The organism is Micromonospora sp. MH33, from assembly GCF_003013775.1.
Taxonomy (GTDB): domain Bacteria; phylum Actinomycetota; class Actinomycetes; order Mycobacteriales; family Micromonosporaceae; genus Micromonospora; species Micromonospora fulviviridis.
This window is the reverse complement of sequence record NZ_MUYZ01000068.1, coordinates 1-26,431: the sequence shown is the minus strand read 5'-3', so window position 1 is coordinate 26,431 and position 26,431 is coordinate 1. Positions and strand designations below refer to the sequence as shown.

Below are 26,431 nucleotides of genomic sequence, written 5' to 3'. Positions count from 1 at the left end.
GGCCCACCGCCCCGCCCGCCGGCCGCTGGCGTTCCGCCGTCGTGGTCTGCGCCTTCCTCGCCGCCGCCGTGGTCGGCATCGGCGTCGCCGTGCAACATCCGTCGGCCGAGGCGCTGGTCGATGCCGGCTCGGTGGCCCGCTCACCCGTGCCGGGCAGCGCGCCGCCGCCGTCGGGCGCCTCGCCCTCGCCGTCGCTGTCACCGGACCCGGTGTCGAGCGCCCCGGTGGCGCCGGTGCTGAGCCTGCCCGGACCGGTGCCCGCGCACGGGCGGGGGAGCTTCGGCTACGACGACCGGGCCGGCGGGGTGCTGGGCCGGTCCGGGGTGCTGCGCCGGTTCCGGGTGGCGGTGGAGGACGGCTCCGGGGAGGACGTGCACGCCTTCGGCGACGCCGTGCAGCGGGCGCTGGCCGGGCCGGGGAGCTGGGTGGACGGTGGCCGGCTGCGGTTGCAGCGGGTCGGCCCGGGCAGCCCGTCCGACTTCACCATCTACCTGGCCACCCGGGACACCGCCGGCCGGCTCTGCCGCGCCGGGGGCATCAACATCCGGGTGGGCGGCGTGCCGTACACGTCCTGTCGGGTCACCGGCAAGGTGGTGATCAACCTGGACCGGTGGCGGACCTCGGCGCCGCACCTGGTCGCGGCGAAGCTGCCGCTGGACACCTACCGGCTCTACGTGATCAACCACGAGGTGGGTCACCAGTTGGGACACCATCACGAGGCCTGCCCGGGGCCGGGCCGGGCGGCGCCGGTGATGCAGCAGCAGACGCTCTTCCTGAACGGCTGCCGGCCGAATCCGTGGCCGTACGTGGGCGGGAAGCGGTACACCGGTCCGCCGGTGTGAAGGACCTGATCGTGGCGATGAGAAGTATTTCGCGGGAGGACAGGCAAAAAGGGCCAATTGCCCGAATTGCCATGGCACGCTGGTGTCATGACGCCGTCGTCCCCTTACGACCCGCCTGAGGACCCCGCGCCGGCCGGCGACCGCCCGTCGCCCCGGCTCGACTTCGACCGTCCGCCGGCCCACCCCGGGACCCCGGCGCCGGCCCGTCCCGGCCTGCGCCGGATGCGGCGCCGCCGCCGGCGGGCCGTGTTGCTCCTGGCGGTGCTGCTCGCCGCGGGTGCCGGCGCCTTCGAGGCGACCCGGCTGGCCGGCCTGGACGGGCCGGTGCACCTGTCCGCCCGGCATCCGCTCTCCGCCGCCGACCCGTCGCTGGCCAACGGCGCCGGCGCGGGGACCCGGAACGACTCCGGCGACTATCCCACCGCGGGGCCCGGCAGCTTCGCCGCCGCCGACGGCCGGTCACCCGTACGCGGCCACGACGGTCCGCTGCGTCGCTACCGGGTCGAGGTCGAGCGGGACGCCGGGCAGGACGCCGACGAGTTCGCCGCCACGGTGGACGCGGTGCTCGGCGACCCGCGCAGCTGGATCGCCTCCGGCGAGCTGCGGGTGCAGCGGGTGCCCGAGGCGTCCGCCGCCGACTTCACCATCTACCTGGCCACCCCGGCCACCTCGGAGCGGATGTGTGCCGAGGGCGGACTGAGCACCGAGCGGTACACCTCCTGCCGGCTGCCCGGACGGGTCGTCATCAACCTGGCCCGCTGGATGGAGGCGGTGCCCGACTACGGCGCCCCGCTGGAGGTCTACCGGACGTACGTGGTCAACCACGAGGTCGGGCACGAGTTCGGTGAGCTGCACCAGGCCTGCCCCGGGCCCGGCGCGCCGGCCCCGGTGATGCAGCAGCAGACGTACGGGCTGGACGGCTGCGTGGCGAACGCCTGGCCGTACGTCGACGGGGTTCGCTACGTGGGCGAGCCCACCGACGGGCTCTGAGTTATTCCCGCTCCCGCATGTCGGGCGACGTGGCCCTCATCATGGCCGATCCCTACCGGGGCGAGCGACAATGGCGCGGTCCCACCGCCGATCCCGGGGAGTCCACCGTGTCGTTGCCCCCGCTCGTCGAGCCCGCCGCCGAGCTGACCGTAGACGAGATCCGCCGCTACTCGCGCCACCTGATCATCCCGGACGTCGGGGTGGAGGGGCAGAAGCGGCTGAAGAACGCCCGGGTGCTCTGTGTGGGCGCCGGTGGCCTCGGCTCGCCGGCCCTCCTGTACCTCGCCGCCGCCGGTGTCGGCACCCTCGGCATCATCGACTTCGACACCGTCGACGAGTCCAACCTCCAGCGCCAGGTCATCCACGGCGTCTCCGACGTCGGCCGGTCCAAGGCCGAGTCCGCCGCCGCCTCGATCCGCGAGATCAACCCGCTGGTCAACGTGGAGATCCACAACACCGCGCTGGACCGGGACAACGTCCGGGAGATCTTCGCCCGGTACGACCTGATCGTCGACGGCACCGACAACTTCGCCACCCGCTACATGGTCAACGACGCGGCCGTGCTGCTCGGCAAGCCGTACGTCTGGGGTTCGATCTACCGGTTCGACGGCCAGGCGTCGGTGTTCTGGGCCGAGCACGGTCCCTGCTACCGCTGCCTCTACCCGGAGCCGCCGCCGCCCGGCATGGTCCCGTCCTGCGCCGAGGGCGGCGTGCTGGGCGTGCTCTGCGCGTCCATCGGGTCGATCCAGGTCAACGAGGCGATCAAGCTGCTGGCCGGCATCGGCGAGCCGCTGGTCGGCCGGCTGATGGTCTACGACGCCCTGGAGATGAGCTACCGCAAGATCAAGGTCCGCAAGGACCCGAACTGCGTGCTCTGCGGCGAGAACCCCACGGTCACCGACCTGCTGGAGGACTACGAGGACTTCTGCGGCGCGGTCTCCGACGAGGCGCAGGAGGCGGTGGTCGACTCGACCATCACCGCGCTGGAGCTGAAGGAGTGGCAGGACGCCGGCAAGGACATCTTCCTGGTCGACGTCCGCGAGCCGGCCGAGTACGAGATCGTCCGGATCCCCGGCGCCACCCTCATCCCCAAGGGCGAGATCATCTCGGGCGACGCGCTGGCGAAGCTCCCGCAGGACAAGCAGATCGTCCTGCACTGCAAGTCCGGCGTCCGCTCCGCCGAGGCGCTCGCCGCGCTCAAGGCGGCCGGCTTCCGGGACGCCGTGCACGTCCAGGGCGGGGTGCTCTCCTGGATCAAGCAGATCGACCCGTCGCTGCCGGCGTACTGAGGTCGCGTCGAAGGGCCCTCCCGGTGTGCCGGGAGGGCCCTTCGCGTACCGCCGGTGGGCCGGGCCACCCCTGGCCGAGCTACCGAGGCATAACCACGTTTGCGCCGGTAGCGTGACTGCCGTGGTGGATCTGGACGCGGCGATCGGCTTCGTCGTGGCGCACGGCGACGCGGTGGACCGCGCCCGCCTCTCCCGGCTGCGCACCGGCGCCCCGGTGCCGCCCGAACTGCTTGACGCGGCCGAGTCGGGGCAGGCCCCCGGCGGCGGCTGGCCCGCCGTGCTCGACGGCGAGGTCGCCTCGGTCGACGCGACCTGCTATCGACTGGCCGAGCTGGACGACCTCGGGGCGCTGGGCCGCCCGGCCGCCCGGCACGCCCTGGACTGGCTGGCCGCCCGGCAGCTCGCCGACGGCGGCTGGGACGAGGATTCGTCGTTGGCCGGGTTCGCCCCGGAGTGGGCCACCCCGGGCGACCCCGAGGCGCGGCTCTTCCTGACCGCCAACGCCGGGTTCTGGCTCACCGTGGCCGGGCTGGACGCCCGCGCCGCCGGCCCGCTCGACCACCGGGTCGGCGGGGCGTACGCCGGCGTGGTGCAGGCGTCCGCCCAGGCGCTCGCCGCCCAGCTCGCGCCGGACGGCAGCTGGCCGTCCTTCCTGCCGGCCGGCTGGCTCGCCGCGGCCGTGCTGCACCGCCAGCAGATGTACTACGAGTCGGCCCGGATCCAGGCGGTGCTGGCCGACCGCATCCCGCAGATGTCCCCGGCCGACGTGGCCTGGCTCGCCGCCACGCTGCGTCGGGTCGACGTGGGCGAGGAGCAGTGGCTGCTGGTCTCGGCCCGCCGGCGGCTGGCCGAGACCCAGCGCAGCGACGGCGGCTGGGACAGCGACGACGGCCACCAGTTCGACGTGCACACCACGTTGCGGGCGATCCGCGCCTGCCGCCCGACCACGCCCGAGGCCCCGGTCTCCGGCGCGCCGTTCGTCGCGCCGCTGGTGCCGCCGCAGCGCGCGGCGTCCCCGGGCGAGCTGGTCCTGCCGCCCGTCGTGCCGTTGCCGAGGCCGGCCCCGCCGTCCGCTCCACCACCGGAGTCGGCGCCGCCCGAGCCGGCCGCGCCCACCGCCTGAACCTGCCGGGCCGGCCGGTCAGCGCAGGTGGCCGTCCCCGGTGACCACGTACTTGGTGCTGGTCAGTTCGGGCAGCCCCATCGGGCCACGGGCGTGCAGCTTCTGGGTGGAGATGCCGATCTCGGCGCCGAAGCCGAACTCGCCGCCGTCGGTGAACCGGGTGGAGGCGTTCACCATCACCGCGGCGGCGTCCACCCTGGCCACGAACTCGCGGGCCGCCGGCTGGGAGTCGGTGACGATCGCCTCGGTGTGCCCGGTGCCGTGCCGCCGGATGTGCGCGACCGCCGCGTCCAGCGAGTCGACCACCGCGACCGAGATGTCGGCGGAGAGGTATTCGGTGTCGAAGTCCTCCTCGGTGGCCGGCACCACCGCGTCGGAGTACGCAGCCACCCGCGCGTCGCCGTGCACGGTCACCCCGGCGTCGGCGAAGGCGGCCAGCACGGCCGGCAGGAAGGCGTCCGCGACGCCCGCGTGCACCAGCAGCGACTCGGCGGTGTTGCAGGTGGAGAGGCGCTGGGTCTTGGAGTTCAGGGTGACCGCCACGGCCTTGGCCAGGTCGGCGGCGGCGTCCACGTAGACGTGGCAGTTGCCCACCCCGGTCTCGATCACCGGCACGGTGGACTCCTCGACCACGGTCCGGATCAGCGACGCGCCGCCGCGCGGGATCAGCACGTCGACCAGGCCCCGGGCGCGCATCAGCTCCTTGACCGAGTCGCGGGTGCTGGCGTCGAGGAGCTGCACCGCGTCGGCCGGCAGGCCGGCCCCGGCGACGGCGTCGCGGAGCACCGTGACCAGGGCGGCGTTGGAGTGCGCCGCCGAGGAGGAGCCGCGCAGCAGTGCCGCGTTGCCGGACTTCAGGCAGATCCCGGCGGCGTCGACGGTCACGTTGGGGCGGCCCTCGTAGATGATGCCGACCACCCCGAACGGCACCCGGACCTGGCGCAGCTCCAGCCCGTTGGGCAGGGTCCCGCCGCGGACCACCTCGCCGACCGGGTCGGGCAGCGCGGCCATCTGGCGCAGCGCGTCGGCGATGCCGGCCACCCGGCCCTCGTCGAGGGCCAGCCGGTCCAGCACGGCCGCGCTCAGCCCGGCCTCCCGCCCGGCCACCAGGTCCGCCGCGTTCGCGGTCAGGAGCTCCGGGGTACGCGCCACCAGCGCGTCGGCCATCGCGTGCAGCGCGGCGTCCTTGACCGTACGGGTGGCGACCGCGAGGGCCTCCGCCGCGCCCCGGGCCCGGCGGGCCTGCTCGACCACGCTCATGTGCGCACTCCTCACAGCAGTACGAGGTCGTCGCGGTGGACGACCTCCCGTTCGTACGCCGGGCCGAGCGCCGCGGCGAGTTCCGTGGTGGAGCGGCCGAGCAGCCCGGGCAGCTCGACCGCGTCGTAGTTGACCAGCCCGCGGGCGACCGGCGCGCCCTCGGTGTCGACCAGGTCCACGGGGTCCCCGGCGGTGAACGCGCCGTCCACCGCGGTGATCCCGGCCGGGAGCAGCGACTTGCGCCGGCCCACCACCGCCTGCACCGCGCCCGGGTCGAGGTGCAGCCGGCCGCGCGGCGCGGTGGCGTGCGCCAGCCAGAAGAGCCGGGCGGCCGGGCGCCGGCTGCTCGGGTGGAAGAAGGTGCCGACCGGCTCGCCGGCCAGCGCCGGCGCGGCCAGCGGCGCGGCGGTGAGCACCACCGGGATGCCGAAGCCGGTGGCGATCCGGGCCGCCTCGACCTTGGTGACCATGCCGCCGGTGCCCACCCCGGCCCGGCCGGCCCCGCCGATGTCGACGCCGGCCAGGTCGCCCTCGCCGTGCACCTCGGTGATCCGGGTGCTGCCGGCGCGGGCCGGGTCACCGGTCCAGAGCGCGTCCACGTCCGACAGCAGCACCAGCAGGTCGGCGTCGACCAGGGCGGCGACCAGCGCGGCGAGCCGGTCGTTGTCGCCGAACCGGATCTCCTCGGTGGCCACCGTGTCGTTCTCGTTGACGATCGGCACGGCCCGCAGGTCGAGCAGCTTGCGCAGGGTCCGGTACGCGTTGCGGTAGTGCGCCCGCCGGGTCACGTCGTCGACGGTGAGCAGCACCTGCCCCACGGTCAACCGGTGCCGGGCGAAGGCCGCCGCGTACCGGCCGATGAGCAGGCCCTGCCCGACGCTGGCGGCGGCCTGCTGGGTGGCCAGGTCGCGGGGGCGCCGGGGCAGCCCGAGTGGGGCCAGGCCGGCGGCGATCGCTCCGGAGGACACCAGCACTACCTCACGCCCCGCGGCGGCCAGCGCGCCGAGCGCGTCGACCAGCGCGTCGACCCGGGTGTCGTCCAGGCCGCCCGCCGGGGTGGTCAGCGAGGACGATCCGATCTTGACGACGATCCGGCGGGCCGAGGTGACTGCTTCGCGCACCCGACCATTCTGCGCGCTGCGGTCCGTCGCCCCTCGGCGCGTTCCCATATCGTGGCAGCCCGTGACACCTGACGAGTACGTCGAGGCGGTGCTGGACCTGGTCGAGCGGATCCCGCCCGGCCGGGTGATGTCGTACGGGGCGGTGGCCGACGCCCTCGCGGAGCGGTCGGGGCGGGCCTCGGCACGGTTGGTCGGCTCGATCATGGCCCGGCACGGGGGCGGGGTGCCCTGGCACCGGGTGGTGAACTCGGCCGGCCGGCTGCCACCGGGGCACGAGGTGGAGGCGCGGGCCCGGCTGCGCGCCGAGGGCTGCCCGCTGCGCCCCGCCGGGGTGGACATGGCGGCGGCCGCCTGGTCGCCCGACGAGGGGATGTGACCGCCGACATAACGTGAGTAGCATTCGGCTCCATGACAGGAACGGGCGGGAGCCTGCCTCGCCGGGTGCACGCCGGATACGCGCTCGGATCGCTGGTCACCGGCGCGTTCGGGACGGTGCCGGGGCTGCTCCTGCTGCCGTACCTCACCGACACGCTGGGCGTCGCGGCCGGGGTGGCCGCCCTGCTCGTGCTCCTGCCGAAGGCGTGGGACGTGCTGGTCAACCCGGTCGCCGGGCGGATCTCCGACCGGACCCGGTCCCGCTGGGGCGCGCGCCGGCCCTGGCTGCTCGTCGGCGGGCTGGCGCTGGCCGTGCTCTTCGCCGCGATCTTCGCGGCGCCGTTCGGCACCGGACCGGCCGCCGGGACGTACGTGGCCCTGGCGTTCCTGGCCACCGCGACCGCGTTCGCCTTCTTCCAGGTGCCCTACGTGGCGATGCCCGCCGAGCTGACCGACGACCCGGCGGAGCGTACCCGGCTGATGAGCTGGCGGATCGCGGTGCTGGCGCTGGCCATCCTGGTCTCCGGCGCGGTGGCCCCGGCCGTGGTGACCGCCGGCGGCGACGGCGTGCCCGGGCACCGCTGGATGGGCCTGTTCGTGGCGGCGCTGATCGTGGCCGGCACGGTCAGCGCGTTCCTCGGCACCCGGTCCGCGCCGACCGGCACGGTGGGGGAGAGCGAGCCGAGCCTGCGCGCCCAGCTCGCCGTCGCCGGCCGCAACCGGCCGTTCCGGGTGCTGCTGGCCTGCTTCGTGATCCAGTCCGCCGGGGTGGCCACCGTGCTGGCCGGCGTGAAGTACTTCGCCGACCAGGTGCTCCGCGCCCCGGACAGCGGGCCGACCCTGCTCTTCGCCTGCTTCGTCGGCCCGGCGCTGCTGGTCATGCCGCTCTGGACCCGGGCCGGCGCCCGGCTGGGCAAGCGCGCCGCGCTGGTCGCCGCGTCGCTGCTCTTCGCGGCCGGCGCCCTCGCCCTGGTCGCGTCCCCGGCGCTGCCGGCCGCCGGCGTGTACGCAGTGGTCGCGCTGATCGGCGTCGGCTACGCCGGCCAGCAGGTCTTCGCGCTGGCCATGCTGCCGGACTGCATCGCCTACGACACCGCGCGCACCGGCCGGCGGCAGGCGGGCGTGTTCACCGGGTTGTGGACCGCCGGGGAGACCTTCGGCCTGGCCCTCGGCCCCGGCATCTACGGCCTGGTCCTCCAGCTCTCCGGCTACGTCTCCTCGTCCACCGGCACGGCGGCCGCCCAGTCGGCGACCGCGCGGCTCGGCGTCCTGCTCGGCTTCACCGTCCTGCCGGCCCTGCTGGTCGCCGCCCCGGTGGTGCTGCTGCGCGGCTACACCCTCACCCCGGCCCAACTGGCCGCCCCGCCCGCGCCCGGTGCCGTCGCGCCGGCGGCGCGGGCGTGAGGCACGCGTACCCGTCCGCCCATCCGGCGCGTGCCGCGGACCGTCACGAGAGGAACACCCGAGACCGATGACCGACACGGCAGGGACGGGCGCGCTGCCCGTCGAGGGGGTGCCCGCGGCGCGGGTGCTCGACGAGATCCGGGCCCTGCGGGAGGCCGACCGGCCGACGCACGGCGGACGGCTGTTCGCCTACGTCTACGACCCCGGGGTGGCCGGCCTGGACGAGCTGGCGCAGGCCGCCCACGCGGAGAGCGCGCACGTCAACGGCCTCGACCCGACCGCTTTCCCGTCCCTGCTGGCCATGGAGAACGCGCTGGTCGGGGCGGCCGCCCGGCTGCTCGGCGGCGGCCCCGGCACGTCCGCGCCGGACGTGGTCGGCAGCGTCACCAGCGGCGGCACCGAGTCGCTGATACTGGCCGTCAAGGCGGCCCGGGACGCCCGGCCCGACCCCACCGAGCCGCGGATCGTGGTGCCGGTCAGCGGGCACGCCGCCTTCGCCAAGGCGGCCCACTACCTGCGGGTGGCCCTCGACCCGGTGCCGGTGGACCCGGTGACCCTGCGCCCGGCCGCCGCCGACGTGGCCGCCGCGATCCGGCCGGAGACCGTGCTGGTCGTCGCCTCCGCCCCGTCGTACGCGCACGGCGTGGTGGACCCGGTGGCGGAGATCGCGGCCGTGGCGGCGGCGGCCGGGGTGCGCTGCCACGTCGACGCCTGCTTCGGCGGCTGGACGCTGCCCTGGCTGCGCCGGCTCGGCGCGCCGGTGCCCCCGTTCGACTTCGCCGTGCCCGGGGTCACCTCGATCTCGGTCGACCTGCACAAGTACGCGTACGCCCCGAAGGGCGTGTCGGTGCTGCTGCACCGGGATCCGGGGCTGCGCGCGTCGCAGTTCTTCGCGTACGCCGACTGGCCCGGCTACACCATGGTCAACCCGGTGATCGCCTCGACCCGGTCGGGCGGGCCGATCGCCGCCGCGTACGCCACCCTGCGGCACCTCGGCGAGGACGGCTACCTGCGGCTGGCCGCGGTGACCCGGGACGCGGTCGCCGGGCTGGCCGACGCGGTCCGCGCGGTCGGCGGCCTGCGGCTGCTGGCCGAGCCCGAGTCGACAGTGGTCTGCTTCGCCGCCGACGACCCGGGGCTGGACCTGTTCGTGCTGGTGGACGAGCTGACCGCCCGGGGCTGGCACACCCAGCCGCAGCTCGCGTACGCGGGCCTGCCGGCGAGCGTGCACCTCACGGTGACCGCGGCGGTGGCTCCGCGGGTGGCCGAGTTCGGCCCGGCGCTGGCCGAGGCGGCGGCGGCCGCCCGGGCAGCCGGGCCGGTCGTGCTGCCGCCGGAACTGCTGGGGCTCGCCGGCAGCCTCACCCCGGAGGCGCTCACCCCGGACCTGATCGCCGGGCTCGCTGCCGGCCTCGGACTCGGCGCGGGAGCGGCGCCGGACCGGATGGCGGCGGTGAACACGCTGCTCCAGGCGGCCCCGGTGCGGCTGCGGGAGCGGCTGCTCGTGGAGTTCGTCGGGCTGCTCCAGCGCCCGACCTGGTGACCTCCGCCGACGCCGAGGGCCCGGACCGGCTGGCGGTTCCGGGCCCTCGCGGACGGTCAACTCGCGTCGGCCGCCGTCACGGTGAACGAGGCGGTGTTGTCCGCCGGCTCGGCGTCGGCCACCGTCTGGCCGTACCACTGGGTGTTGAGCTGGAACGTGACGGTGCCGAGGTCACCCGCAACGGTCTCCGGCTCGGCGCGGAGCAGCACGTCGAAGCTCCGCTGCTCACCGGTCAGGAAGCGGCCGCCCGGCACCACGAAGTTGGTGAAGCCCGGCATGTCCTGCGGGTCGGTGCCCCAGATCACCACGCCTGCGGGCAGCCCCGTCGCGTCGGCCCAGAGGAGTTCATGCGCGGTGTCACCGGCCCACCGGACGGTCACCGGCAACCGGCCCAAGTAGCTGCCGTCCTCCTGACGGCTCAGCGTCACGGCACCGGCCGTGGTGATCGAGGCGCGGGCCTGGCTGTCCTGCACGTACGGCACCGGGTTGCGCAGGGAACCCGAGGCGGAGCGGAAACGGGCGGCGAAGGTGGCCCGGTCGGCGACCTCGTCTTCACCGTCGCCGACGTTCACCGAGATCCGGCCGCCCTCCGCGATCATCGCGACGTCCCGAGTCGGGGTGAGCACCTCGAAGGCGATCGAGAATTTCCGGCTCTCGCCCGGCTCGATGTCGCCGCCCGGCACGCTGCAGGTGGCGGTCCGCCGGTTGCCCTCGGGCGCCCCGAAGCCGCACGCCTCCTCCGGGCTCAGGTTGCCCAGCGAGCCGGCGACCGGTTCCACCACGACGATGCTGAAGTACGTGGCGACCGGACCGCGGTTGGTCACCGTGACCGGCAGGCTGCCCTGATAGCCGCGCGCGGTCGGGTCGAGCACCAGCCGGCCCACCGACACGTCGGCGTCGGGACTGCGGCCGGCAGGCGCGGCCGCGGCGGGTGCGGCGAGCGCCAGCAGCACCGCGACCGAGCCGACCAGGACGGCGGCCAGCCGGCGTCCGTTGCGTGTGGTCATTGAAGTCCTCCCGTGATCCCCGTTGCCGCGACGGCTGGTCCGCCGCGGTGACACTGGTTGCCACGTCTCGGACCCGCACCGGGTTGCGGCCCGGTCTGTCCGCGATGCGACCGATCGGAAGGGTTGACGGCCCATGCAACCGGGTCTGGAACGCGCGAGGACGTACGGCCCGCCGGGAGTTCTCCGGGCGGGCCGCACGCGCAGGTGGTTCAGCGGTAGGTGTAACGCTCCTCGTCGTTCTCCTGCACCGGATCCATCAGCGGATCGGCTTCCGTGCCGATCGGCGTGACCTCCGCGATGCCGGTGCCGCTGGCGGTGTTCGAGTTCCGCAGGCCGAACCGGAAGGTGCGGGTCGCGCCCGGGCCGAGGGGGCCGAACCGGCAGATGATGGGCCCCTTCGGCGGCGGGCCGCCCTGGCAGGCCGACCAGTCGCCCCCGTCGGCCGTGGTCCCCACCTGCATCCGCAGGTGCAACTCGACCAGGTCGGCCGGCACCTGACTGAGGTTCCGCACGGTGACCGTGATCGTGCCGGTACGCGTGCCGTCGGCCTCCTTCGCACCCCAGGCCACGTCGCCCGCGGTCACGGTCAGGTCGACCAGGTGCTTGTTCGGGCCGAAGGAGGACGGGCCGTCCACCTGGGTGAAGCCCTTGTCGGTCCACCGGTAGCCCCGCCACTGGCGCTGTGACCAGTCCAGCGACCAGCCGCCGCCGGGCCCGATGTCGGCCATCTCCACCCGGACCGTGCCGCGACTGGTGACCTGCACGGCCAGCAGCCATTGCGGGCCCGGCGCCTCGGAGCGGGTGACCTGGCCGAGGACGACGATCCGCCCGGCGGCATCCCGGTCGAGGACCACCACCTGGGACGGGCCGCTCTGGAAGATGAGGCAGCGGAGCAGGGCGACGGTCTCGACCGCGCCGTCGCCGTCCACATCGCCGTAGGCGAGGTCCTCCAGCAGGACGTCGCCCTCCTGCCGGTAGGTGTCCGCGATCCGCGTCGGTCCTGCCTTGCACACCTGGCCGGGTCGCCAGGCCGGCAGGTCGATCCGGGCAGCCAGGAGCTGGGACCGACTGATCCGCCCGTTCGGGGCGGCCGGGGTGGGGCTGGCCGTGCTCGGCGCCGGCGGAGGCGGGGTCGGCGAGGTGGTCGTCTCCGACGGGGTCGGGGTGGCGGTCTGCGCCGGCCCGGGGGGCGGATCGGGCCGGTGCAGGGCGGCGTTCGCGCCCACCGGGATGGCCACGGCGAGCACCACGGCCGCCGCGGCGACCACCGCGGTACGACGGCGCCGGCGGCGGACGGTGTCCCGCACCGCCGTCGTCCCGGCCGGGTGCACCGCCGGGGCGTACGCCTCGCGGAACGCGGCGAACTCGCCGCTGACCAGGATGTCGTCGAGCTCAGTCATGGTGGTTCACCTCGTTCGTGGTGGTGAGCTGGGCCGCCAGCGCGGCCCGGCCCCGGTGCAGCCAGGACTTGACCGTGCCCTCCGGCACCCCCTCCTGCTCCGCGATCTGCACGACGCTGAGATCGGCCAGGTAGTGCAGCACCACGGCGCGGCGCTGCGGGGTCGGCAACTGGGCCAGCGCGGCGGTCAGCGCCACCCGGTCCGGGCCCGGACCCGGCACGTGCTCCTCGCGCTGCCGGTGCAGCCAGGACTGGGCCGTGCGCAGCCGCCGCCACCGGCTCGTGGCCAGGTTCCAGGCGACCCGGCGTACCCAGGCCACCGGGTCGTCGTAGCGGGACACCCGCGACCAGCGGGCGAACGCCCGGCAGAACGCCTCCTGCACCAGGTCCTGCGCCTGCGACAGGTCGCCGCAGTAGGCGGCGAGCTGGAGCGTCAGGGACCGGAAGTGCGCATGGTAGAGCCCGTCGAAGTCGATCGCCTCGCCCCGGTCCGGGCGTTCCGGCCGGTCCGCTGTCTCCCCGGGCGGCGGCTCGCCGAGCCGTGGCTCCCTCGTCACCGTCATCCGATCCTCCCCGTGCACGTGCCGCCGGCGCGGTCACGCCCGTCACACGCCCTGACGCGGGCCCCGGTTGCGCCGGTTGCCGTCCCGGGTGCTGTGGTTGACTGTCAACTCGAAGACAGGCGAGGGGAGGCGCGAGGTGCAGTTGCCGGCCGTGCTCGGCGAGCCGATCCGGTTCGTGCTGAACTGGGGCCGCCGCTACTCCCTCTGGGTGTTCAACTTCGGGCTGGCCTGCTGCGCCATCGAGTTCATCGCCACCAGCATGGGCCGGCACGACTTCATGCGGCTCGGCGTGATCCCGTTCGCCCACGGCCCCCGCCAGGCCGACCTCATGGTGGTCTCCGGCACGGTCACCGACAAGATGGCCCCGGCGATCAAGCGGCTCTACGACCAGATGCCCGAGCCGAAGTACGTGATCTCGTTCGGCGCCTGCTCCAACTGCGGCGGGCCCTACTGGGACTCCTACTCGGTGACCAAGGGCGTCGACCAGCTCATCCCGGTCGACGTCTACGTGCCCGGCTGCCCGCCCCGCCCGGAGGCGCTGCTGCACGGCATCCTCCGCCTCCAGGAGAAGATCGCGGCCGAGGAGTCCGGCCTCGGCGGCGTGCCGCGCCCCGACCGGCTCGCCCCGCCGGTCGACCCGCGGCCCGCGGAGAGCACCCCCCGGCCGGTGCAATCCCTCACCGCGCCGCCGGTACGTCCCCCGGCCGGCTGACCCGCGAGGTGGCGGCCGAGGTCTAGCCTGCGGACCATGACCCAGTCCGCGGACAAGCGTTCCGCCTTCATCGTCGACGTGCTGACCGAGGAGTTCGGCGCGTCGATGGCGATCGACCCGGCGGCGTTCCGCCGCAAGTTCCGCAAGATGGCCGCCTCACCGTTCGCCTTCTACCGGGGCAGCGCCTCGCTCTTCTACGCGGACCAGCGCGGCGACTTCGCCAGCGACCGGTTCCTCGACGACCGGACCAGCCGGGTGTGGATCCACGGCGACCTGCACGCCGAGAACTTCGGCACCTACATGAACGCCTCCGGGCAGCTCGTGTTCAACGTCAACGACTTCGACGAGGCGTACGTCGGGCCGTTCTCCTGGGACCTGAAGCGCTTCGCCGCCAGCGTGGCCCTGCTCGGCTACGCCAAGGCGCTCTCCGACCGGGTGATCGGCGAGCTGGTGGCCTGCTTCGCCCGGTCGTACCTGGCCGAGCTGCGGGCCATCGCGGCCGGCGGCGACGACGCGATCGGCTCGATCACCCTGGACAACGCCGACGGCGTGCTGCGCCGGGTGCTCCAGCAGGCCCGGCTGAACACCCGGGTCGACCTGCTCGCCGCGCAGACCACCATCGACAACTACGAGCGCCGGTTCTCCCTCGGCGACGGGGTCTACGAGGTCGACGCCGCGACCCGGGAGCAGGTCTGCGCCGCGTTCCAGGACTACCTGGGCACGCTGCCGGAGGGGAGCGCCCGGCTCCGTCCGGTCGCCGCGAACATCAAGGACGTGGTGCTGCGCAAGGGCGTGGGCATCGGCTCGGCCGGGCTGCCCTCGTACAACCTGCTGCTGGAGGGGCACACCCAGGCGCTGGAGAACGACGTCGTCATCTACATGAAGCAGGCCCAGGTGCCGGCGGTGGCGCGGCACATCGACGACGAGCGGGTCCGCTCGTACTTCCGGCACCAGGGGCACCGGACCGCCGAGTCGCAGCGGGCGTTGCAGGCGCACGCCGACCCGTGGCTGGGCTTCACCGAGCTGGACGGGGCCGGCCAGCTCGTCGCCGAGGTCTCCCCGTACGCGGCCGACCTCGACTGGGCCGACGTCAACGAGCCGGAGGAGCTCGGCGGGGTGCTCACCGACCTGGGCCGGGCGGTGGCCCGGATGCACTCGGTGGCCGACGACGAGTCCAGCCACGACCTGGTGGACTACTCCACCGAGGAGGCGATCGTCGCGGTCGTGGACGCCGACGCGGAGCGCTTCGTCGCCTACCTGATCGACTTCGCGCACACCTACGGCATCCGGGCCCGCGAGGACCACCAGCTCTTCGTGGACCTGTTCCGCAACGGCCGGCTCCCCGGCATCTGAGGCTCCCGGGGCGCCGGAGCCCGCGCTCCGCCGCCCCGCCTCACTGCTCGAAGTCGAGCACCACCTTGATGTCCGCGCCGGTGGAGGCGTAGGCGTCGGCGTACGAGGAGACCGGCACCCGGCGGGTGACCAGCGAGCTCAGCCAGGACTGGTCGGCCCGGGCGAGCGCCTCCGCCGCCAGCTCCCAGTGCCGCCGGTTGGCGTTCACCGAGCCGAAGACCACGTTGTTCTCCAGCACCAGCTCCCGGTTCAGCGCCCCCGCGTCGAAGTCGATCGTCCGGCCGCCGCTGGACACCCCGGTCAGGCAGACGATGCCGTTCGTCCCCGCCTTGCGCATCGCGTCCAACACCACGACCGGGGCGCCGGTGCACTCCACCACCACGTCCGGCTGGAAGTCCAGCTCCGCCACGGTCGAGGTGTGGTACGTCGCGCCGAGCGAGCGGGCCAGCTCCGGCTTCGGACCGGTCTTGTTCCGGTCCAGCACGTGCACCGACAGCCCGCGCTGGATGCCGAGCAGAGCGGCCAGCAGACCGATCGGTCCGGCCCCGGTGACCAGCACGCTCTGCGGCTGCCACACGGCCCGGCTGCCGATCCGCTCGATGTGGTCCCACGCCTTCGCCACCACGCTGGTGGGCTCCAGCAGCATCCCGACCGGGGCGAGCGTCGGGTCCAGGCCGACGGCGAACCTGGGCTGCACCCGCCAGCGGTCCCGGGCGAAGCCGGGCAGCGCCTTGATCCCGTGCTCGGTGTACCGGCCGTTGCGGCACATGTCCCACTCGCCGACGGCGCAGTTCGGGCAGGGCACCGGGTCCGGGTGCCGGACGATCCCGGCCACCAGGTCGCCGGGCTGGAGGGTCCCCGTCGGGTCCTCCAGCACCCGGCCCAGCGCCTCGTGCCCGAGCACCAGCCGTTCCTGGCCGGGCGGGGCCTGGCCGTACTCGCCCGCGATGATCTCCTGGTCGGTCCCGCAGATGCCGACCGCCAGGGCCTGCACCAGGATCGCGCCCTCTTCCGTGGGCGGCTCGGGCCAGTCCTCGTCGAGGCGCAGGGAATTGGGGACGCCGGGAGTCACAGTGACAGCGCGCACGGTGTTCATCCTTCCCCGCCCGAGGCCCACGTGCCCGGCAAAGCGGCGGATCCCGCCCGGGCGGCGTGGACGCCCGACGCGGCTCCGGGGCGTCGGCCATAGGATCAGCGGCATGACTCCGGAAGAGGTCGGCCGTCGGGTGGTCGCGCTGCTCGCGCCCGTCGAGGCCACCGCGTCGGTCTCCGGCGGTCAGGGGTACGCCCGCGCCACCGTCGACGTACCCCCGGCGAGCTGGCGCGACGCGGTGCGCGCGGCACGCGGCGACGCCGAGCTGGGCTGCGACTTCTTCGACTGGCTGTCGGCGGTCGACGAGCTGGCCGAGGGCTTCGACATCGTGACCCACCTCTGGTCGACCCGGCACCGGCACGGGCTGCTGCTGCGCACCCGGGTGCCCCGGGAGACGCCGGTCGTGGCGTCCGTGGTCGACGTCTTCCCCGGCGCGGCCTGGCACGAGCGGGAGACCCACGAGATGTTCGGCATCGGCTTCGACGGGCATGGCGAACTGCGGCCGCTGCTGCTGCCGCCGGAGTTCGAGGGCCACCCGCTGCGCAAGGAGTTCGTGCTCGCCTCCCGGGTCGCCAAGCCGTGGCCGGGCGCGAAGGAACCGGGCGAGTCGGAGGCGGGCGGCGGCCGCCGGGTCGCTCGGCTGCCCCGCGAGGCGCTCCTGCCGGCCGCCGAGCTGTTCGCCGGCCATGCTCGACCGGATCTGCTCCAGTCTGGCCGACCCGGCCGAGTCGAGGCTCGCCTTCTGGATCTCCAGCATCCGGCCCTCGACGGAGTTGCCGGCCAGTTCGGCCCGGCCCATCGCGTCGGCGTAGCGGCGCTCGATCCGGTCCCGTACCTCGTTCAGCGACGGGGTGGTGCCGGGCGCGGTGAGCGCGGACATCGACTCCAGCGAGCGGGCCACGGTCTCCTGCATCTTGGCCTGCTCGAGCTGGCTGAGCAGCTTGGTGCGCTCGGCGAGCCTCTGCTGGAGGATCATCGAGTTGTTCTCGACCGCCTTGCGGGCCTGCGCGGCCGCGCCGAGCGCCTGGTCGTGCAGGGTCTTGAGGTCCTCCATCGCCTGCTCGGCGGAGACCAGCTGGCTGGCGAGCAGCTGCGCGGACTGCTCGTAGCGCCCCGCCTCGGCCTCCTCGCCGCGGCCCCGGGCCTGGTCGGCCAGGACCAGGGCCTGCCGGGCGTTGCCCTGGAGCTGCTCGACCTCGGTCATCTGCCGGGACAGCTTCATCTCCAGCTGGCGCTGGTTGCCGATCACCGCGGCCGCCTGCTGGACCAGCGCCTGGTGCTGACGCTGGGCCTCCTCGATGGCCTGCTGGATCTGCACCTTCGGGTCGGCGTGCTCGTCGATCTTCGCGCCGAAGAGCGCCATCAGGTATTTCCAGCCCTTGACGAACGGGTTCGCCATCTCCGCCTTGTCCCCTCAGTAGCGTCGCGTCGCCTCGACCGGGGTCGACCGGCGAGCCGCGCGGTGTGCCTCCATCGTCCCAGTCGGACGCCAACCCGGCACCCGTACGACCCTGATCAACAGTACGACGCGGTCGCCACCGGCGGCCACGACGCGGCGGGTGGGATCAGGCGGCGCAGACCACGTCCCGGTCCGCGGGGCGGACCCGGGTGCTGCGCAGCGTCGCCTTGAGCGGCGAGTCCTGGCGGACCTGGACGGCCACCGAGCCGTCGGAGGTGACCTGGCGGACCCCCCGGTTGGTCGCCTTGCGCACGGCCGCCGGCGCGACCGAGGTCGACTCGACCGGCTCGTCGGCCATCGGGACCAGCACCCCGGGCATCTGCTCGGCCAGCGCAACCGTGTCGCTGACCTCACGGAGCAGCTCGGAGAGGCGGGCGCCGAGCGCGTCGCAGATCGCGGCCAGCAGCTCGCTGGAGGGTTCCTTCTGGCCGCGCTCGATCTCGGAGAGGTAACCCAGGCTCACGTTGGCGGCGGACGAGACCTCGCGGAGGGTGCGGTGCTGCCCCTGCCGGCGCGCCCGCAGTGCGTCACCGATCACGCGGCGTAGCAGGACCATCGCACCTCCCCCTGTACGGGACCACCATCTCCGGCCGCGCGTGCCGCGCCGGGCGCGGTGGTGCCGCCCGGCGCCGACGTCGCCCGCCGGAGCCTTCCCGCAACCGTACCCGTTGGTCGCCCCGACGACATCCCCCCCCGCCTCTCCAATCCTGCGGAACCGACCGCGCGGGCCGGCCGACGGCCCCGGGCCGGTATTCCCGGGATCGGGCGGGTCGACGACCGGCTCACCGCTGGCCGGCCCCCGCCCGGTCGGCGTCGCCCGCGGATTCCGCCTCGTCGGCCTCGACGGCGGCGTGGATCTGCTCGGCGAGCAGGCGCAGCGCCTCGATCACCGCGGCCGCGCGGATGTGGTCCCGGCCACCGTCGAGGTGCAGCTCGCGTACCTCGGTGCCGTCGGGCCCGGACGCGGCGACGTAGACCAGGCCGACCGGCTTGCCGTCCTGGGGTTCCGGCCCGGCCACGCCGGTGGTCGCCAGCCCCCAGTCGGCGCCGCAACGCCGCCGCCCGCTCTCGGCGAGGGCGGCGGCCACGTCCGGGTCGACCGGTCCGCGCTGGGCCACCAGGTCCTCCGGTACGCCGGCCAGCTCCGACTTCAGCTCGGTGGCGTAGACCACCAGGCCGCCCCGGAAGATCCCGCTCACCCCGGCGATCTCCACGATCGCGGCGGAGAGCAGCCCGCCGGTCAGCGACTCGACGGTGGCCAGTGTCTCCTTGCGCTCGTGCAGGCTGTGCACCACCGAGGCCGCCGGACTGCCGGCGGGCCGCTCGTGCTTCGCATCCGTCCCCATGCCGGCCCCTTCTTCCCCCACCGCCGCGACCTACTCATCCTGCGGACGGATTCGCCGATCATGAGGTTATCGCCGGCGACGCGCCGCGCCGGCCGGGCTCAGCGGGTGGGCCGGCGCAGCCGGAGCGCCTGGGCGACGTAGTCGAAGCCGGTGACCACGGTGACCACCACGGCCGCGCCCATGATCCAGGGACCCACCGGGGCCAGCGCGTCGGGCATTGGCCAGAGGTACCAGGTGATCGCCAGGATCTGGAGCGCGGTCTTGATCTTGCCGCCGCGGCTGGCCGCGATCACGCCGTGCCGGATCACCCAGAAGCGCAGCGCGGTGATGCCCAGCTCGCGCGCGAGGATCACCACGGTCACCCACCAGGGCAGCCGGTCGTACCAGGAGAGCAGCACCAGGGCGGCGCCGGTGAGGGCCTTGTCGGCGATCGGGTCGGCCACCTTGCCGAGCGAGGTGACCAGCCCGAACCGGCGGGCGATCCAGCCGTCCACCAGGTCGGTCGCCGAGGCGACCACGAAGATCAGGCAGGCCGCCATCCGCCAGCCGGCGTGGCTCATCGCGGAGGCGACCACGGTGACCGCGAAGACCGGGACCAGCACCAGCCGCACCGCGGTCAGCACGTTGGCCGCGTTGAGCAGGGGCACCGGGGCCGCCACCGTCGACTCCGCTCCGGTCATGTCCGGCACCGCCCCACGTGGCTTCCCCGTTCTGTCCGGGCCCGCCGTCACCGTGCCGCGCCGGGCGCCGCCGAGATCATCTCATCCGGTACGGCGACCAGGTCGACACCCTCGGTCGCGGTGACCGTGGCCCGGACCAGGTCGCCGGGGCGCAGCGCGGTCAGGTCCACCCCGCCGCCCCGGGGGCCGACCAGGGTGGTCGAGCCGTCGACCTCGGGCGCCTGGTGGGCGGCCCGCCCCTCGACCACTCCGTCGGCGACCGAGTCGACCAGCACCTCCACGGTCGAGCCGAGCCGCTCCTCGGCCCGCTGCGAGCAGAGCTCGTCGGCGAGCGCCGCGAGCCTGTCGTAGCGCCGCTTGATCGTCGCGGCGGAGACCTTGCCGGGCAGCCCGGCGGCCTCGGTGCCGTCCTCGTCGCTGTAGTCGAACACGCCGATCGCGTCGAGGCGCGCCTCGGTGAGGAACCGGACCAGCTCGGCCACGTCCTGCCGGGTCTCGCCGGGGAAGCCGACGATGAAGTTGCTCCGCGCGCCCGCCTCCGGGGCCAGCGCGCGGGCGGAGGCGAGCAGCTCCAGGAACCGGTCGGTGGAGCCGAACCGGCGCATCCGGCGCAGCACCGGCTCGCTGGAGTGCTGGAACGACAGGTCGAAGTACGCGGCCACGCCCGGCGTGGTGGCGATCACCTCGACCAGGCCGGGCCGGGTCTCGGCGGGCTGGAGGTAGCTGGCCCGCACCCGCACGATGCCGTCGATCGCGGCGAGCTGCGGCAGCAGCTTCTCCAGCGCCCGGGGGTCGCCCAGGTCCTTGCCGTAGGAGGTGGAGTTCTCGCTGACCAGCACCAGCTCACGCACGCCGGTCTTGGCCAGCCACTCCGCCTCGGCGAGCAACTCGTCCGGGGTACGCGAGACGAACGCCCCACGGAACGCCGGAATGGCACAGAACGCGCAGCGCCGGTCACAGCCGCTGGCGAGCTTGAGCGAGGCCACCGGCCCGGTGTCGAGCCGATGCCGCAGCACCTGCCGCAGGTGCGCCGGGGTGTGCTCGTCGGCCTCGGCGGCGACCCGGGTCGGGGTGCCGTGGCCGGGCAGCGACACTGCCGCTTCCCGGCGCTTCACGGGGGTGAGCGGCAGCAGCTCGCGCCGGTCGCGCGGGGTGTGCGCGCCGAGCGCCTCGCCCGCCACCACGGCGTCCAGCCGGGCCGCGATGTCCGGGTAGTCGTCGAAGCTGAGCACCGCCTGCGCCTCGGGGAGGCTGTCGGCCAGCTCGCGGCCGTACCGCTCGGCCATGCAACCGGCGGCGACCACCTTGGCGCCGGTGTCGGCGGCGGCCAGCAGCGTCTGGATCGAGTCCTGCTTGGCCTTCTCCACGAAACCGCACGTGTTCACGACCACCACGTCGGCGCCCTCGCCGTCGGTGGTCACCTGCCAGCCGTCGGCGTGCAGCCGGGCGGCCAACTCCTCCGAGTCGACCTCGTTACGGGCGCAACCCAGGGTCAGCAGGGCGACACGACGGCCGTCGGGGGTGGAGGGGGAGGTGGCAGACACCATCCGAGGGTACCGGGCCGCGGCGGGAACCCCACGACGGCGGGCCGCCGGCATCGGCCGGCTCACACCGAGCCGCAAGTCAGCGGGCCGCCGCGCCGACCCGGGCCAGGCGGTCGAGCAGGAAGACCTCGGTGCCGGCCAGGCCGGTGGAGCAGAAGACCGAGATCTCGTCCGCGCCGGTCCTTCCCGGGACCGCCCCGGCCAGCACCGCACCCAGGTCGCGCAGCCGGTCCGCGTACGGCTCGACGGCGGCGAGCATCGGCGGGGCGTACGCGGCCGCCTGCGCGGGCGAGTCGGTGACCAGCAGGTGGGCGGCGTCCAGCAGGTCGGTCCCGAACTCGTGCCGGTGGACCTGCTTGAAGCCGACGGTGTTGACGTGGGTGCCCGGGGCGAGGTCGGCGGCGGCCAGCACCGGGGTGGTGCTGGTGGTGGCGAGCACCACCAGGTCCCGGTCGCGCACCGCCGCGGCGGCCGAGTCGACCGCGCGGGCCGGCACGCCCAGCTCGGCCCGGACCCGGGCGGCGAACGCCTCCCGGCGGGCCGCCGAGCGGCTGTGCACGGTCACCTCGCGCAGGGGGCGCACCGCGGCGGCGGCCCAGACCTGGGTCCACGCCTGGCGCCCGGAGCCCACCACGCCGAGGGTGGCCGCGTCGGGGCGGGCCAGCGCGTCCACGGCCACCCCGCCCAGCCCCCCGGTGCGCCGCGAGCCCAGCTCCTCGCCGACCGCGATGGCGCGCACCGCCCCGGTGCCCGCGTCGTGCAGCACCACCAGCTGCCCGCTCTCCGGGTGCCCGAACGTGTCGTACGAGCGGAAGCCGTACCACTCGCCGGTGAGGTGCCCGGCCGTGAGCACCATCCGGCCGCCGCCGAGCGGGGCGGACGCCCGGGGCGGGGCGATCAGCCGCCCCTCGTACGCGGCCAGCAGCGCGTCCCGCATGGCGGCGACGGTGAGCGGGGCGTCCACGGCGGCGGCGACGTCCTCGTCGGAGAAGACCACGGTCATGCCGACCATGGTGCAACCTGAAGTTCGCGTGAACTCCAGTGAGGGTGGGGTTCGTCACCGTGCCGGCCCGCCGGCCCCGGCGGTGCTAGCGTCGGCCTCGGCGGCCCCGTGCCGCCCCGGACGAGTGGTGGGCGTACCCGGTCAGGCCAAGACGCCCCGCGTGACCGCCCGTCCCGGCCCCGGTGGCCGGGCCCGTCCCGTCAGAGGTGACCCATGGCCTGGCTCGTGCTGGTGCTCTCCGGACTGCTGGAGACCGCCTGGGCGATCTCCCTGGACCGCAGCGCCGGCTTCACCCGCCCGCTCCCCTCCCTGGTCTTCGTCGTCACGCTGGTGGCCAGCATGGCCGGCCTGGCGTACGGGCTGCGCGACATCCCGGTCGGCACCGGCTACGCGGTGTGGGTCGGCATCGGCGCGGTCGGCACCGCCGTGGTCGGCATGGTGGCGCTGGGCGAGTCGGCCAGCCTGCCCCGGATCGCCTGCCTCCTGCTCGTGGTCGCCGGCGTGGTCGGCCTCAAGCTCTTCCACTGACCGCCTCCGGCCTGCGCGGACGTCCGGTTTGGACGCCGGGCCGGGGCGGGTAGTTCTCCCTCGCCCCACCCGAGGAGACCCACTCACGGAGGACACCATGGCCGACATCCACGCCACCGCCCGCCCGCGCAGCAGCGCCGCGCGCGTCTGCACCATTCTCGCGTTCGTCTTCGCGGTCATCGCGATCTTCTTCCTGCCGCCGCTGTTCGGCCTGGTCGGCCTGGTGCTCGGCATCGTCGGCGCGGTGCTCGGCGACAAGCCGCTCGGCTGGTACGCCGCCGCCGCCAGCGTGGTCGGCGCCGTCATCGGCATGATCATCGGCTACGCCATCTACAACTCCTGACCCCGGTACGCGTCAGGGCCCGCCGCGAGCACCGGCGGGCCCTGACGTCTGTCCGGGTCGGGTCAGTCCTCGCCGCCGCGCAGGCCGGCCAGGACCTCCTCCAGCTCGTCCGGCTTGACCAGCACGTCGCGGGCCTTGGACCCCTCGGACGGGCCGACCACGCCCCGGGTCTCCATGAGGTCCATCAGGCGGCCCGCCTTGGCGAAGCCGACCCGCAGCTTGCGCTGGAGCATCGAGGTCGAGCCGAACTGCGAGGTGACCACCAGCTCCACCGCCTGCACGAGCAGGTCCAGGTCGTCGCCGATGTCCTCGTCGATCTTCTTCTTGCTGTCCTGCGCGGGGGCGAGCACGTCCGGACGGAAGTCCGGCTCGCGCTGGTCCTTGCAGAACTTCACCACGTCGTGGATCTCGCGCTCGGTCACCCAGGCGCCCTGGATCCGGATCGGCTTCGACGCGCCCATCGGCAGGAACAGCCCGTCGCCGCGGCCGAGCAGCTTCTCCGCGCCGGGCTGGTCGAGGATGACCCGGGAGTCGGCCAGCGAGGAGGTGGCGAAGGCGAGCCGGGACGGCACGTTCGCCTTGATCAGGCCGGTGACCACGTCCACCGAGGGACGCTGGGTGGCCAGCACCAGGTGGATGCCGGCGGCCCGGGCCAGCTGGGTGATCCGGACGACCGAGTCCTCCACGTCGCGCGGCGCGACCATCATGAGGTCGGCCAGCTCGTCCACGATCACCAACAGGTACGGGTACGGCCGGATCTCCCGCTCGCTGCCCGGCGGGGCCTTGATCTCGCCGTTGCGCACCTTGCGGTTGTAGTCGTCGATGTGCCGGACCCCGTTGGCGGCGAGGTCGTCGTAGCGCATGTCCATCTCGCGGACGACCCACTCCAGCGAGTCGGCCGCCTTCTTCGGGTTGGTCACGATCGGGGTGACCAGGTGCGGGATGCCCTCGTAGCCGGTCATCTCGACCCGCTTCGGGTCGATGAGCAGCAGCCGCACCTCGTCCGGGGTGGCCCGGGTGAGGACCGACACCAGCAGGGAGTTCAGGCAGGACGACTTGCCCGCGCCGGTCGCGCCGGCGATCAGGATGTGCGGCATCTTGGCCAGGTTGGCCACCACGTAGCCGCCCTCGATGTCCTTGCCGAGCGCCACCACCATCGGGTGGTGGTCGCTGGTGGCGGCCCGCGAGCGCAGCACGTCGCCGAGCGCCACGTTCTCCGGGTCGGTGTTCGGGATCTCCACCCCGACCGCGCTCTTGCCCGGGATCGGGCTGAGGATCCGCACGTCCGGCGACTTCACGGCGTACGCGATGTTGCGGGAGAGCTGGGTGATCCGCTCGACCTTGACGCCCGGCCCCAGCTCGACCTCGTAGCGGGTGACCGTCGGGCCGCGGGTGAAGCCGGTGACCGCGGCGTCCACGTCGAACTGCTCGAAGACGCCGGTCAGCGCGGCGATCACCTCGTCGTTTGCCTTGCTCCGGGTCTTCGGCGCCGCCCCGCTGCCCAGCATGTTGGCCGGCGGCAGGGTGTAGTCGCCGGCCAGCCCGGTGAGCGCGAGCTGCTCGGCGCGGGTGGGCAGCGGCGAGTGCTCCGGCGGCTCGACCGGCTTGCGGCTCGCCGGCACCTTCTTGCGCGGCAGCACCAGGGTGTCCTGGAGGTCGACGCCGTCGAGGTCGTCGTCGGCGTCCAGCGGGTCCACCGGCGGCGGGAGGCGCTTGGCCGCCCGCTTGCGGGCCGGCTTCGCCGCCGCCTCGGCCTCGGTCTCCTCGGCGTCGGGCGGCGGGACCGGGGCGGCGCGCAGCCCGAGCCGCTCCGGGATCTTGTTGATCGGGGTCGCGGTGACCACCAGCAGCCCGAAGACCAGCAGCAGGAGCAGCAGCGGCATGGCCACCCAGGCGGTGACCGCGGACTTGAGCAGGTCGCCCACGCCGGCGCCGAGCAGGCCGCCCGCGTAGTCGCGCTGGACCTCGTCGACCGGGTCCTGTCCGATGTGCAGCATGGCCGCCGTGGCGAGCAGCATGGAGCCCCAGCCGACCAGGCCACGCCCGCGGTGCGCCGGATCGGCCGGGGTCCGCATCAGCCGCCAGGCGCCCACCATCAGCAGCACCGGCAGCACGATGGAGATCGCCCCGAAGAAGAGGCGCACGGTGTCCGCGAGGTGCCGGCCCACCGGCCCGGCGCCGCCGGACCAGATGCCCGCCGCGCTGAGGATGGCCAGGCCGAACAGGAGCAGCCCGGCGCCATCGCGGCGGTGCTCCGGGTCCAGCTCGCGGGTGGTGGCGGCCTGCCGGCCGGCGGCCCGGAACGCCCAGCCCACGCCGTGCGCCAGCGCCATCCACAGGGCACCCAGCGCGCGGCCGACGAAGGCCGCCGGGCTCGGCCCGGGCGCGGGGCGCCGCCGGGCGGTCGCCCTGGTGGCCTTCTTGGCCGGCTGGCGGGCCCGGCAGATCGCCGCTTTTCCGGGTCGTGTCCGCGCGTCGCGGCACGAATCCACCGCCGTTTGTGTTATTCGCCTCAGAAGGGATGCCCACATGGCGTCGCCGGAGATCGAGGACGGTCCGGACGGCCCCCTGGCCGGACACCCGCAGGCGCTGCGACCGCTGACCGGCGAGCTGATCGCCGCCGTGCTGGCCAACCGGGGGTGCGCGGTGGCCCAGGACGCCGACGGCGACCTGGTGGGGCGCTGGGACCAGAGCCTGATCTGGTTCTTCCGGCGGGGCGGCGCCGGTGAGCTGCTCCAGGTGCGCACCGTCACGGCACACCGGTTCGGCATCGAGCGCGTGCCCGACCTGCACGCCTTCTGCAACGCCTGGAACCACGACCGGCTCTGGCCGAAGGCGTTCGTGCACGTCGCCGACGACGGGCTGGCCCAGGTCTGCGGCGAGGTGACCACCGACCTGGAACGCGGCGTCACCCCGCACCAGCTCGACCAGCTCATCGACTGCGGCGTCACCACCGGCTGCCAGCTCGCCGCCGCCGTGGCGGACCTGCCCGGCGGGACGGTCCGGTGACCACCTCCCGGGACCGGGGCCTGGCCGACGCGCTCGCCGACGCCCGGGACCTGCCCGACGGCGAGGCCCGCTGCGCCGAGCTGGAACGCATCGCCGCCCGGGCCGACGCCACCGGCGACCCGCGTACCGGGCTGGCGGCGCGGTTCGCGCTGGTCGAGGCATACCTGCACCTCGGCGACCGGTGGCGGACGGTGGAGCCGGTACGCCGCTGCGTGGCCACGGTGGACCGGCAACCGGGGCTGCTCGACGGCCCCGACGCGGCCGAACGGCTGCGCCGGCACCAGCGGCAGGCCGTGGAGGCGCTCTTCGGCACCCCCCGGGTGGCCCTGGACCAGGCCCGCTCCCTGTTGGACGATCTCGCCGACCGGCTGGGCCCGGACGCCGAGCCGGTGGCCGAGCTGCGCTGCCGGCTCGCCGACCACCTGGGCGACGAGCCGGCCGCCCG

The 26,431-nt window shown here is 74.6% G+C and carries 23 protein-coding genes, 4 pseudogenes and 1 riboswitch; of the genes and pseudogenes, 14 read left to right on the top strand and 13 right to left on the bottom strand.

What is annotated here, in order from left to right; all coding sequences use genetic code 11:
• Nucleotides 1-41: 41 nt before the first annotated feature.
• The 4 genes and pseudogenes from B0E53_RS13625 to B0E53_RS13610 all read left to right on the top strand — a co-directional run.
• Nucleotides 42-842: a DUF3152 domain-containing protein gene (locus B0E53_RS13625; protein WP_107076407.1), complete on the top strand. Its 801-nt coding sequence runs from the start codon at nt 42-44 to the stop codon at nt 840-842.
• An 87-nt stretch (nt 843-929) separates the two neighbouring features.
• On the top strand, nt 930-1,832 hold the full coding sequence (locus B0E53_RS13620; RefSeq protein ID WP_246835385.1) for a DUF3152 domain-containing protein: 903 nt from the start codon (nt 930-932) through the stop codon (nt 1,830-1,832).
• 41 nt (nt 1,833-1,873) lie between these two features.
• Nucleotides 1,874-3,121: an adenylyltransferase/sulfurtransferase MoeZ gene (gene moeZ, locus B0E53_RS13615; protein WP_210406054.1), complete on the top strand. Its 1,248-nt coding sequence runs from the start codon at nt 1,874-1,876 to the stop codon at nt 3,119-3,121.
• 70 nt (nt 3,122-3,191) lie between these two features.
• A pseudogene (locus B0E53_RS13610) lies at nt 3,192-4,061 on the top strand (hypothetical protein); the annotation flags it as partial.
• Between the two features lie 201 nt (nt 4,062-4,262).
• On the opposite strand, the gene B0E53_RS13605 reads toward B0E53_RS13610, so the two are convergent.
• Both B0E53_RS13605 and proB read right to left on the bottom strand, forming a co-directional pair.
• On the bottom strand, nt 4,263-5,504 hold the full coding sequence (locus tag B0E53_RS13605) for a glutamate-5-semialdehyde dehydrogenase (protein ID WP_107076406.1): 1,242 nt from the start codon (nt 5,502-5,504) through the stop codon (nt 4,263-4,265).
• 11 nt (nt 5,505-5,515) lie between these two features.
• Entirely contained in the window at nt 5,516-6,673 is a 1,158-nt protein-coding gene (gene proB, locus B0E53_RS13600) for a glutamate 5-kinase (protein ID WP_107076405.1), read from the bottom strand.
• Between the two features lie 13 nt (nt 6,674-6,686).
• Between proB and B0E53_RS13595 the strand changes: the two genes are divergently transcribed.
• The 3 genes from B0E53_RS13595 (at nt 6,687) to B0E53_RS13585 (ending at nt 9,947) form a co-directional block, all read left to right on the top strand.
• Nucleotides 6,687-7,001, top strand: coding sequence for an MGMT family protein (locus B0E53_RS13595; protein WP_107076404.1), 315 nt, complete (start codon nt 6,687-6,689; stop codon nt 6,999-7,001).
• 32 nt (nt 7,002-7,033) lie between these two features.
• Nucleotides 7,034-8,404, top strand: a complete 1,371-nt coding sequence (locus B0E53_RS13590; protein ID WP_107076403.1) for an MFS transporter — start codon at nt 7,034-7,036, stop codon at nt 8,402-8,404.
• 67 nt (nt 8,405-8,471) lie between these two features.
• The gene (locus B0E53_RS13585) at nt 8,472-9,947 is read left to right on the top strand and encodes an aminotransferase class V-fold PLP-dependent enzyme (protein ID WP_107076402.1); all 1,476 of its coding nucleotides are present in this window, start codon (nt 8,472-8,474) and stop codon (nt 9,945-9,947) included.
• 56 nt (nt 9,948-10,003) lie between these two features.
• Here the strand turns inward: B0E53_RS13585 and B0E53_RS13580 are convergent, their stop codons facing one another.
• The 3 genes from B0E53_RS13580 to B0E53_RS13570 form a co-directional block, all read right to left on the bottom strand.
• On the bottom strand, nt 10,004-10,954 hold the full coding sequence (locus B0E53_RS13580; protein ID WP_107076401.1) for a hypothetical protein: 951 nt from the start codon (nt 10,952-10,954) through the stop codon (nt 10,004-10,006).
• Between the two features lie 209 nt (nt 10,955-11,163).
• Entirely contained in the window at nt 11,164-12,354 is a 1,191-nt protein-coding gene (locus B0E53_RS13575) for a hypothetical protein (RefSeq protein ID WP_107076400.1), read from the bottom strand.
• The gene (locus B0E53_RS13570; RefSeq protein WP_107076399.1) at nt 12,347-12,916 is read right to left on the bottom strand and encodes a SigE family RNA polymerase sigma factor; all 570 of its coding nucleotides are present in this window, start codon (nt 12,914-12,916) and stop codon (nt 12,347-12,349) included. The genes B0E53_RS13575 and B0E53_RS13570 overlap by 8 nt, the downstream gene beginning before the upstream one ends.
• A 136-nt stretch (nt 12,917-13,052) precedes the next feature.
• Here B0E53_RS13570 and B0E53_RS13565 point away from each other — a divergent pair, with 136 nt between their 5' ends.
• Together B0E53_RS13565 and B0E53_RS13560 are read left to right on the top strand one after the other, a co-directional pair.
• Entirely contained in the window at nt 13,053-13,628 is a 576-nt protein-coding gene (locus B0E53_RS13565; protein ID WP_107076398.1) for an NADH-quinone oxidoreductase subunit B, read from the top strand.
• A 36-nt stretch (nt 13,629-13,664) separates the two neighbouring features.
• On the top strand, nt 13,665-14,981 hold the full coding sequence (locus B0E53_RS13560; protein ID WP_107076397.1) for a DUF2252 domain-containing protein: 1,317 nt from the start codon (nt 13,665-13,667) through the stop codon (nt 14,979-14,981).
• A gap of 40 nt (nt 14,982-15,021) precedes the next feature.
• Here the strand turns inward: B0E53_RS13560 and B0E53_RS13555 are convergent, their stop codons facing one another.
• Nucleotides 15,022-16,068: a glucose 1-dehydrogenase gene (locus tag B0E53_RS13555; protein ID WP_210406053.1), complete on the bottom strand. Its 1,047-nt coding sequence runs from the start codon at nt 16,066-16,068 to the stop codon at nt 15,022-15,024.
• 112 nt (nt 16,069-16,180) lie between these two features.
• Between B0E53_RS13555 and B0E53_RS13550 the strand changes: the two are divergent.
• Nucleotides 16,181-16,705, top strand: a pseudogene (locus B0E53_RS13550) (NADH-quinone oxidoreductase subunit C); the annotation flags it as partial.
• A gap of 39 nt (nt 16,706-16,744) precedes the next feature.
• Here the strand turns inward: B0E53_RS13550 and B0E53_RS13545 are convergent.
• The 6 genes and pseudogenes from B0E53_RS13545 to B0E53_RS13520 form a co-directional block, all read right to left on the bottom strand.
• Nucleotides 16,745-17,473: pseudogene (locus B0E53_RS13545) on the bottom strand (PspA/IM30 family protein); the annotation flags it as partial.
• A 166-nt stretch (nt 17,474-17,639) separates the two neighbouring features.
• The gene (locus B0E53_RS13540; protein WP_107076395.1) at nt 17,640-18,089 is read right to left on the bottom strand and encodes a helix-turn-helix transcriptional regulator; all 450 of its coding nucleotides are present in this window, start codon (nt 18,087-18,089) and stop codon (nt 17,640-17,642) included.
• Nucleotides 18,090-18,315: 226 nt separating this feature from the next.
• Complete coding sequence (locus B0E53_RS13535) at nt 18,316-18,879, bottom strand: CinA family protein (RefSeq protein WP_107076394.1); 564 nt, start codon at nt 18,877-18,879, stop codon at nt 18,316-18,318.
• Nucleotides 18,880-18,977: 98 nt separating this feature from the next.
• A complete protein-coding gene (gene pgsA / locus B0E53_RS13530; protein ID WP_107076393.1) occupies nt 18,978-19,559 on the bottom strand; it encodes a CDP-diacylglycerol--glycerol-3-phosphate 3-phosphatidyltransferase in 582 nt (193 codons plus the stop codon).
• 47 nt (nt 19,560-19,606) lie between these two features.
• Entirely contained in the window at nt 19,607-21,106 is a 1,500-nt protein-coding gene (rimO, locus tag B0E53_RS13525) for a 30S ribosomal protein S12 methylthiotransferase RimO (RefSeq protein WP_107076392.1), read from the bottom strand.
• Between the two features lie 76 nt (nt 21,107-21,182).
• Entirely contained in the window at nt 21,183-22,106 is a 924-nt protein-coding gene (locus B0E53_RS13520) for an ornithine cyclodeaminase family protein (RefSeq protein WP_168215314.1), read from the bottom strand.
• Between the two features lie 96 nt (nt 22,107-22,202).
• Nucleotides 22,203-22,266, top strand: a riboswitch (guanidine-III (ykkC-III) riboswitch).
• 53 nt (nt 22,267-22,319) lie between these two features.
• Between B0E53_RS13520 and B0E53_RS13515 the strand changes: the two genes are divergently transcribed.
• Nucleotides 22,320-22,634, top strand: coding sequence for an SMR family transporter (locus B0E53_RS13515; protein WP_107076390.1), 315 nt, complete (start codon nt 22,320-22,322; stop codon nt 22,632-22,634).
• A 97-nt stretch (nt 22,635-22,731) separates the two neighbouring features.
• The gene (locus B0E53_RS13510) at nt 22,732-22,977 is read left to right on the top strand and encodes a hypothetical protein (protein ID WP_091312087.1); all 246 of its coding nucleotides are present in this window, start codon (nt 22,732-22,734) and stop codon (nt 22,975-22,977) included.
• A gap of 62 nt (nt 22,978-23,039) precedes the next feature.
• On the opposite strand, the gene B0E53_RS13505 is transcribed toward B0E53_RS13510, so the two are convergent.
• The gene (locus tag B0E53_RS13505) at nt 23,040-25,310 is read right to left on the bottom strand and encodes a DNA translocase FtsK (protein WP_107076389.1); all 2,271 of its coding nucleotides are present in this window, start codon (nt 25,308-25,310) and stop codon (nt 23,040-23,042) included.
• A gap of 196 nt (nt 25,311-25,506) precedes the next feature.
• Between B0E53_RS13505 and B0E53_RS13500 the strand changes: the two genes are divergently transcribed.
• Both B0E53_RS13500 and B0E53_RS13495 read left to right on the top strand, forming a co-directional pair.
• Nucleotides 25,507-25,986: a YbjN domain-containing protein gene (locus B0E53_RS13500; protein WP_107076388.1), complete on the top strand. Its 480-nt coding sequence runs from the start codon at nt 25,507-25,509 to the stop codon at nt 25,984-25,986.
• Nucleotides 25,983-26,431: pseudogene (locus tag B0E53_RS13495) on the top strand (YbjN domain-containing protein); the annotation flags it as partial. The gene B0E53_RS13500 and the pseudogene B0E53_RS13495, both read left to right, overlap by 4 nt.

Coding starts and splice junctions, on each gene's coding strand:
- B0E53_RS13620 (WP_246835385.1), top strand. CDS start 930: ATGACGCCGTCGTCCCCTTACGACCCGCCTGAGGACCCCGCGCCGGCC.
- moeZ (WP_210406054.1), top strand. CDS start 1,874: ATGGCCGATCCCTACCGGGGCGAGCGACAATGGCGCGGTCCCACCGCC.
- B0E53_RS13605 (WP_107076406.1), bottom strand. CDS start 5,504: ATGAGCGTGGTCGAGCAGGCCCGCCGGGCCCGGGGCGCGGCGGAGGCC.
- proB (WP_107076405.1), bottom strand. CDS start 6,673: ATGGGAACGCGCCGAGGGGCGACGGACCGCAGCGCGCAGAATGGTCGG.
- B0E53_RS13590 (WP_107076403.1), top strand. CDS start 7,034: ATGACAGGAACGGGCGGGAGCCTGCCTCGCCGGGTGCACGCCGGATAC.
- B0E53_RS13585 (WP_107076402.1), top strand. CDS start 8,472: ATGACCGACACGGCAGGGACGGGCGCGCTGCCCGTCGAGGGGGTGCCC.
- B0E53_RS13580 (WP_107076401.1), bottom strand. CDS start 10,954: ATGACCACACGCAACGGACGCCGGCTGGCCGCCGTCCTGGTCGGCTCG.
- B0E53_RS13575 (WP_107076400.1), bottom strand. CDS start 12,354: ATGACTGAGCTCGACGACATCCTGGTCAGCGGCGAGTTCGCCGCGTTC.
- B0E53_RS13570 (WP_107076399.1), bottom strand. CDS start 12,916: ATGACGGTGACGAGGGAGCCACGGCTCGGCGAGCCGCCGCCCGGGGAG.
- B0E53_RS13560 (WP_107076397.1), top strand. CDS start 13,665: ATGACCCAGTCCGCGGACAAGCGTTCCGCCTTCATCGTCGACGTGCTG.
- B0E53_RS13540 (WP_107076395.1), bottom strand. CDS start 18,089: ATGGTCCTGCTACGCCGCGTGATCGGTGACGCACTGCGGGCGCGCCGG.
- B0E53_RS13535 (WP_107076394.1), bottom strand. CDS start 18,879: ATGGGGACGGATGCGAAGCACGAGCGGCCCGCCGGCAGTCCGGCGGCC.
- pgsA (WP_107076393.1), bottom strand. CDS start 19,559: ATGACCGGAGCGGAGTCGACGGTGGCGGCCCCGGTGCCCCTGCTCAAC.
- rimO (WP_107076392.1), bottom strand. CDS start 21,106: ATGGTGTCTGCCACCTCCCCCTCCACCCCCGACGGCCGTCGTGTCGCC.
- B0E53_RS13520 (WP_168215314.1), bottom strand. CDS start 22,106: ATGACCGTGGTCTTCTCCGACGAGGACGTCGCCGCCGCCGTGGACGCC.
- B0E53_RS13515 (WP_107076390.1), top strand. CDS start 22,320: ATGGCCTGGCTCGTGCTGGTGCTCTCCGGACTGCTGGAGACCGCCTGG.
- B0E53_RS13510 (WP_091312087.1), top strand. CDS start 22,732: ATGGCCGACATCCACGCCACCGCCCGCCCGCGCAGCAGCGCCGCGCGC.
- B0E53_RS13505 (WP_107076389.1), bottom strand. CDS start 25,310: ATGGCGCTGGCGCACGGCGTGGGCTGGGCGTTCCGGGCCGCCGGCCGG.
- B0E53_RS13500 (WP_107076388.1), top strand. CDS start 25,507: ATGGCGTCGCCGGAGATCGAGGACGGTCCGGACGGCCCCCTGGCCGGA.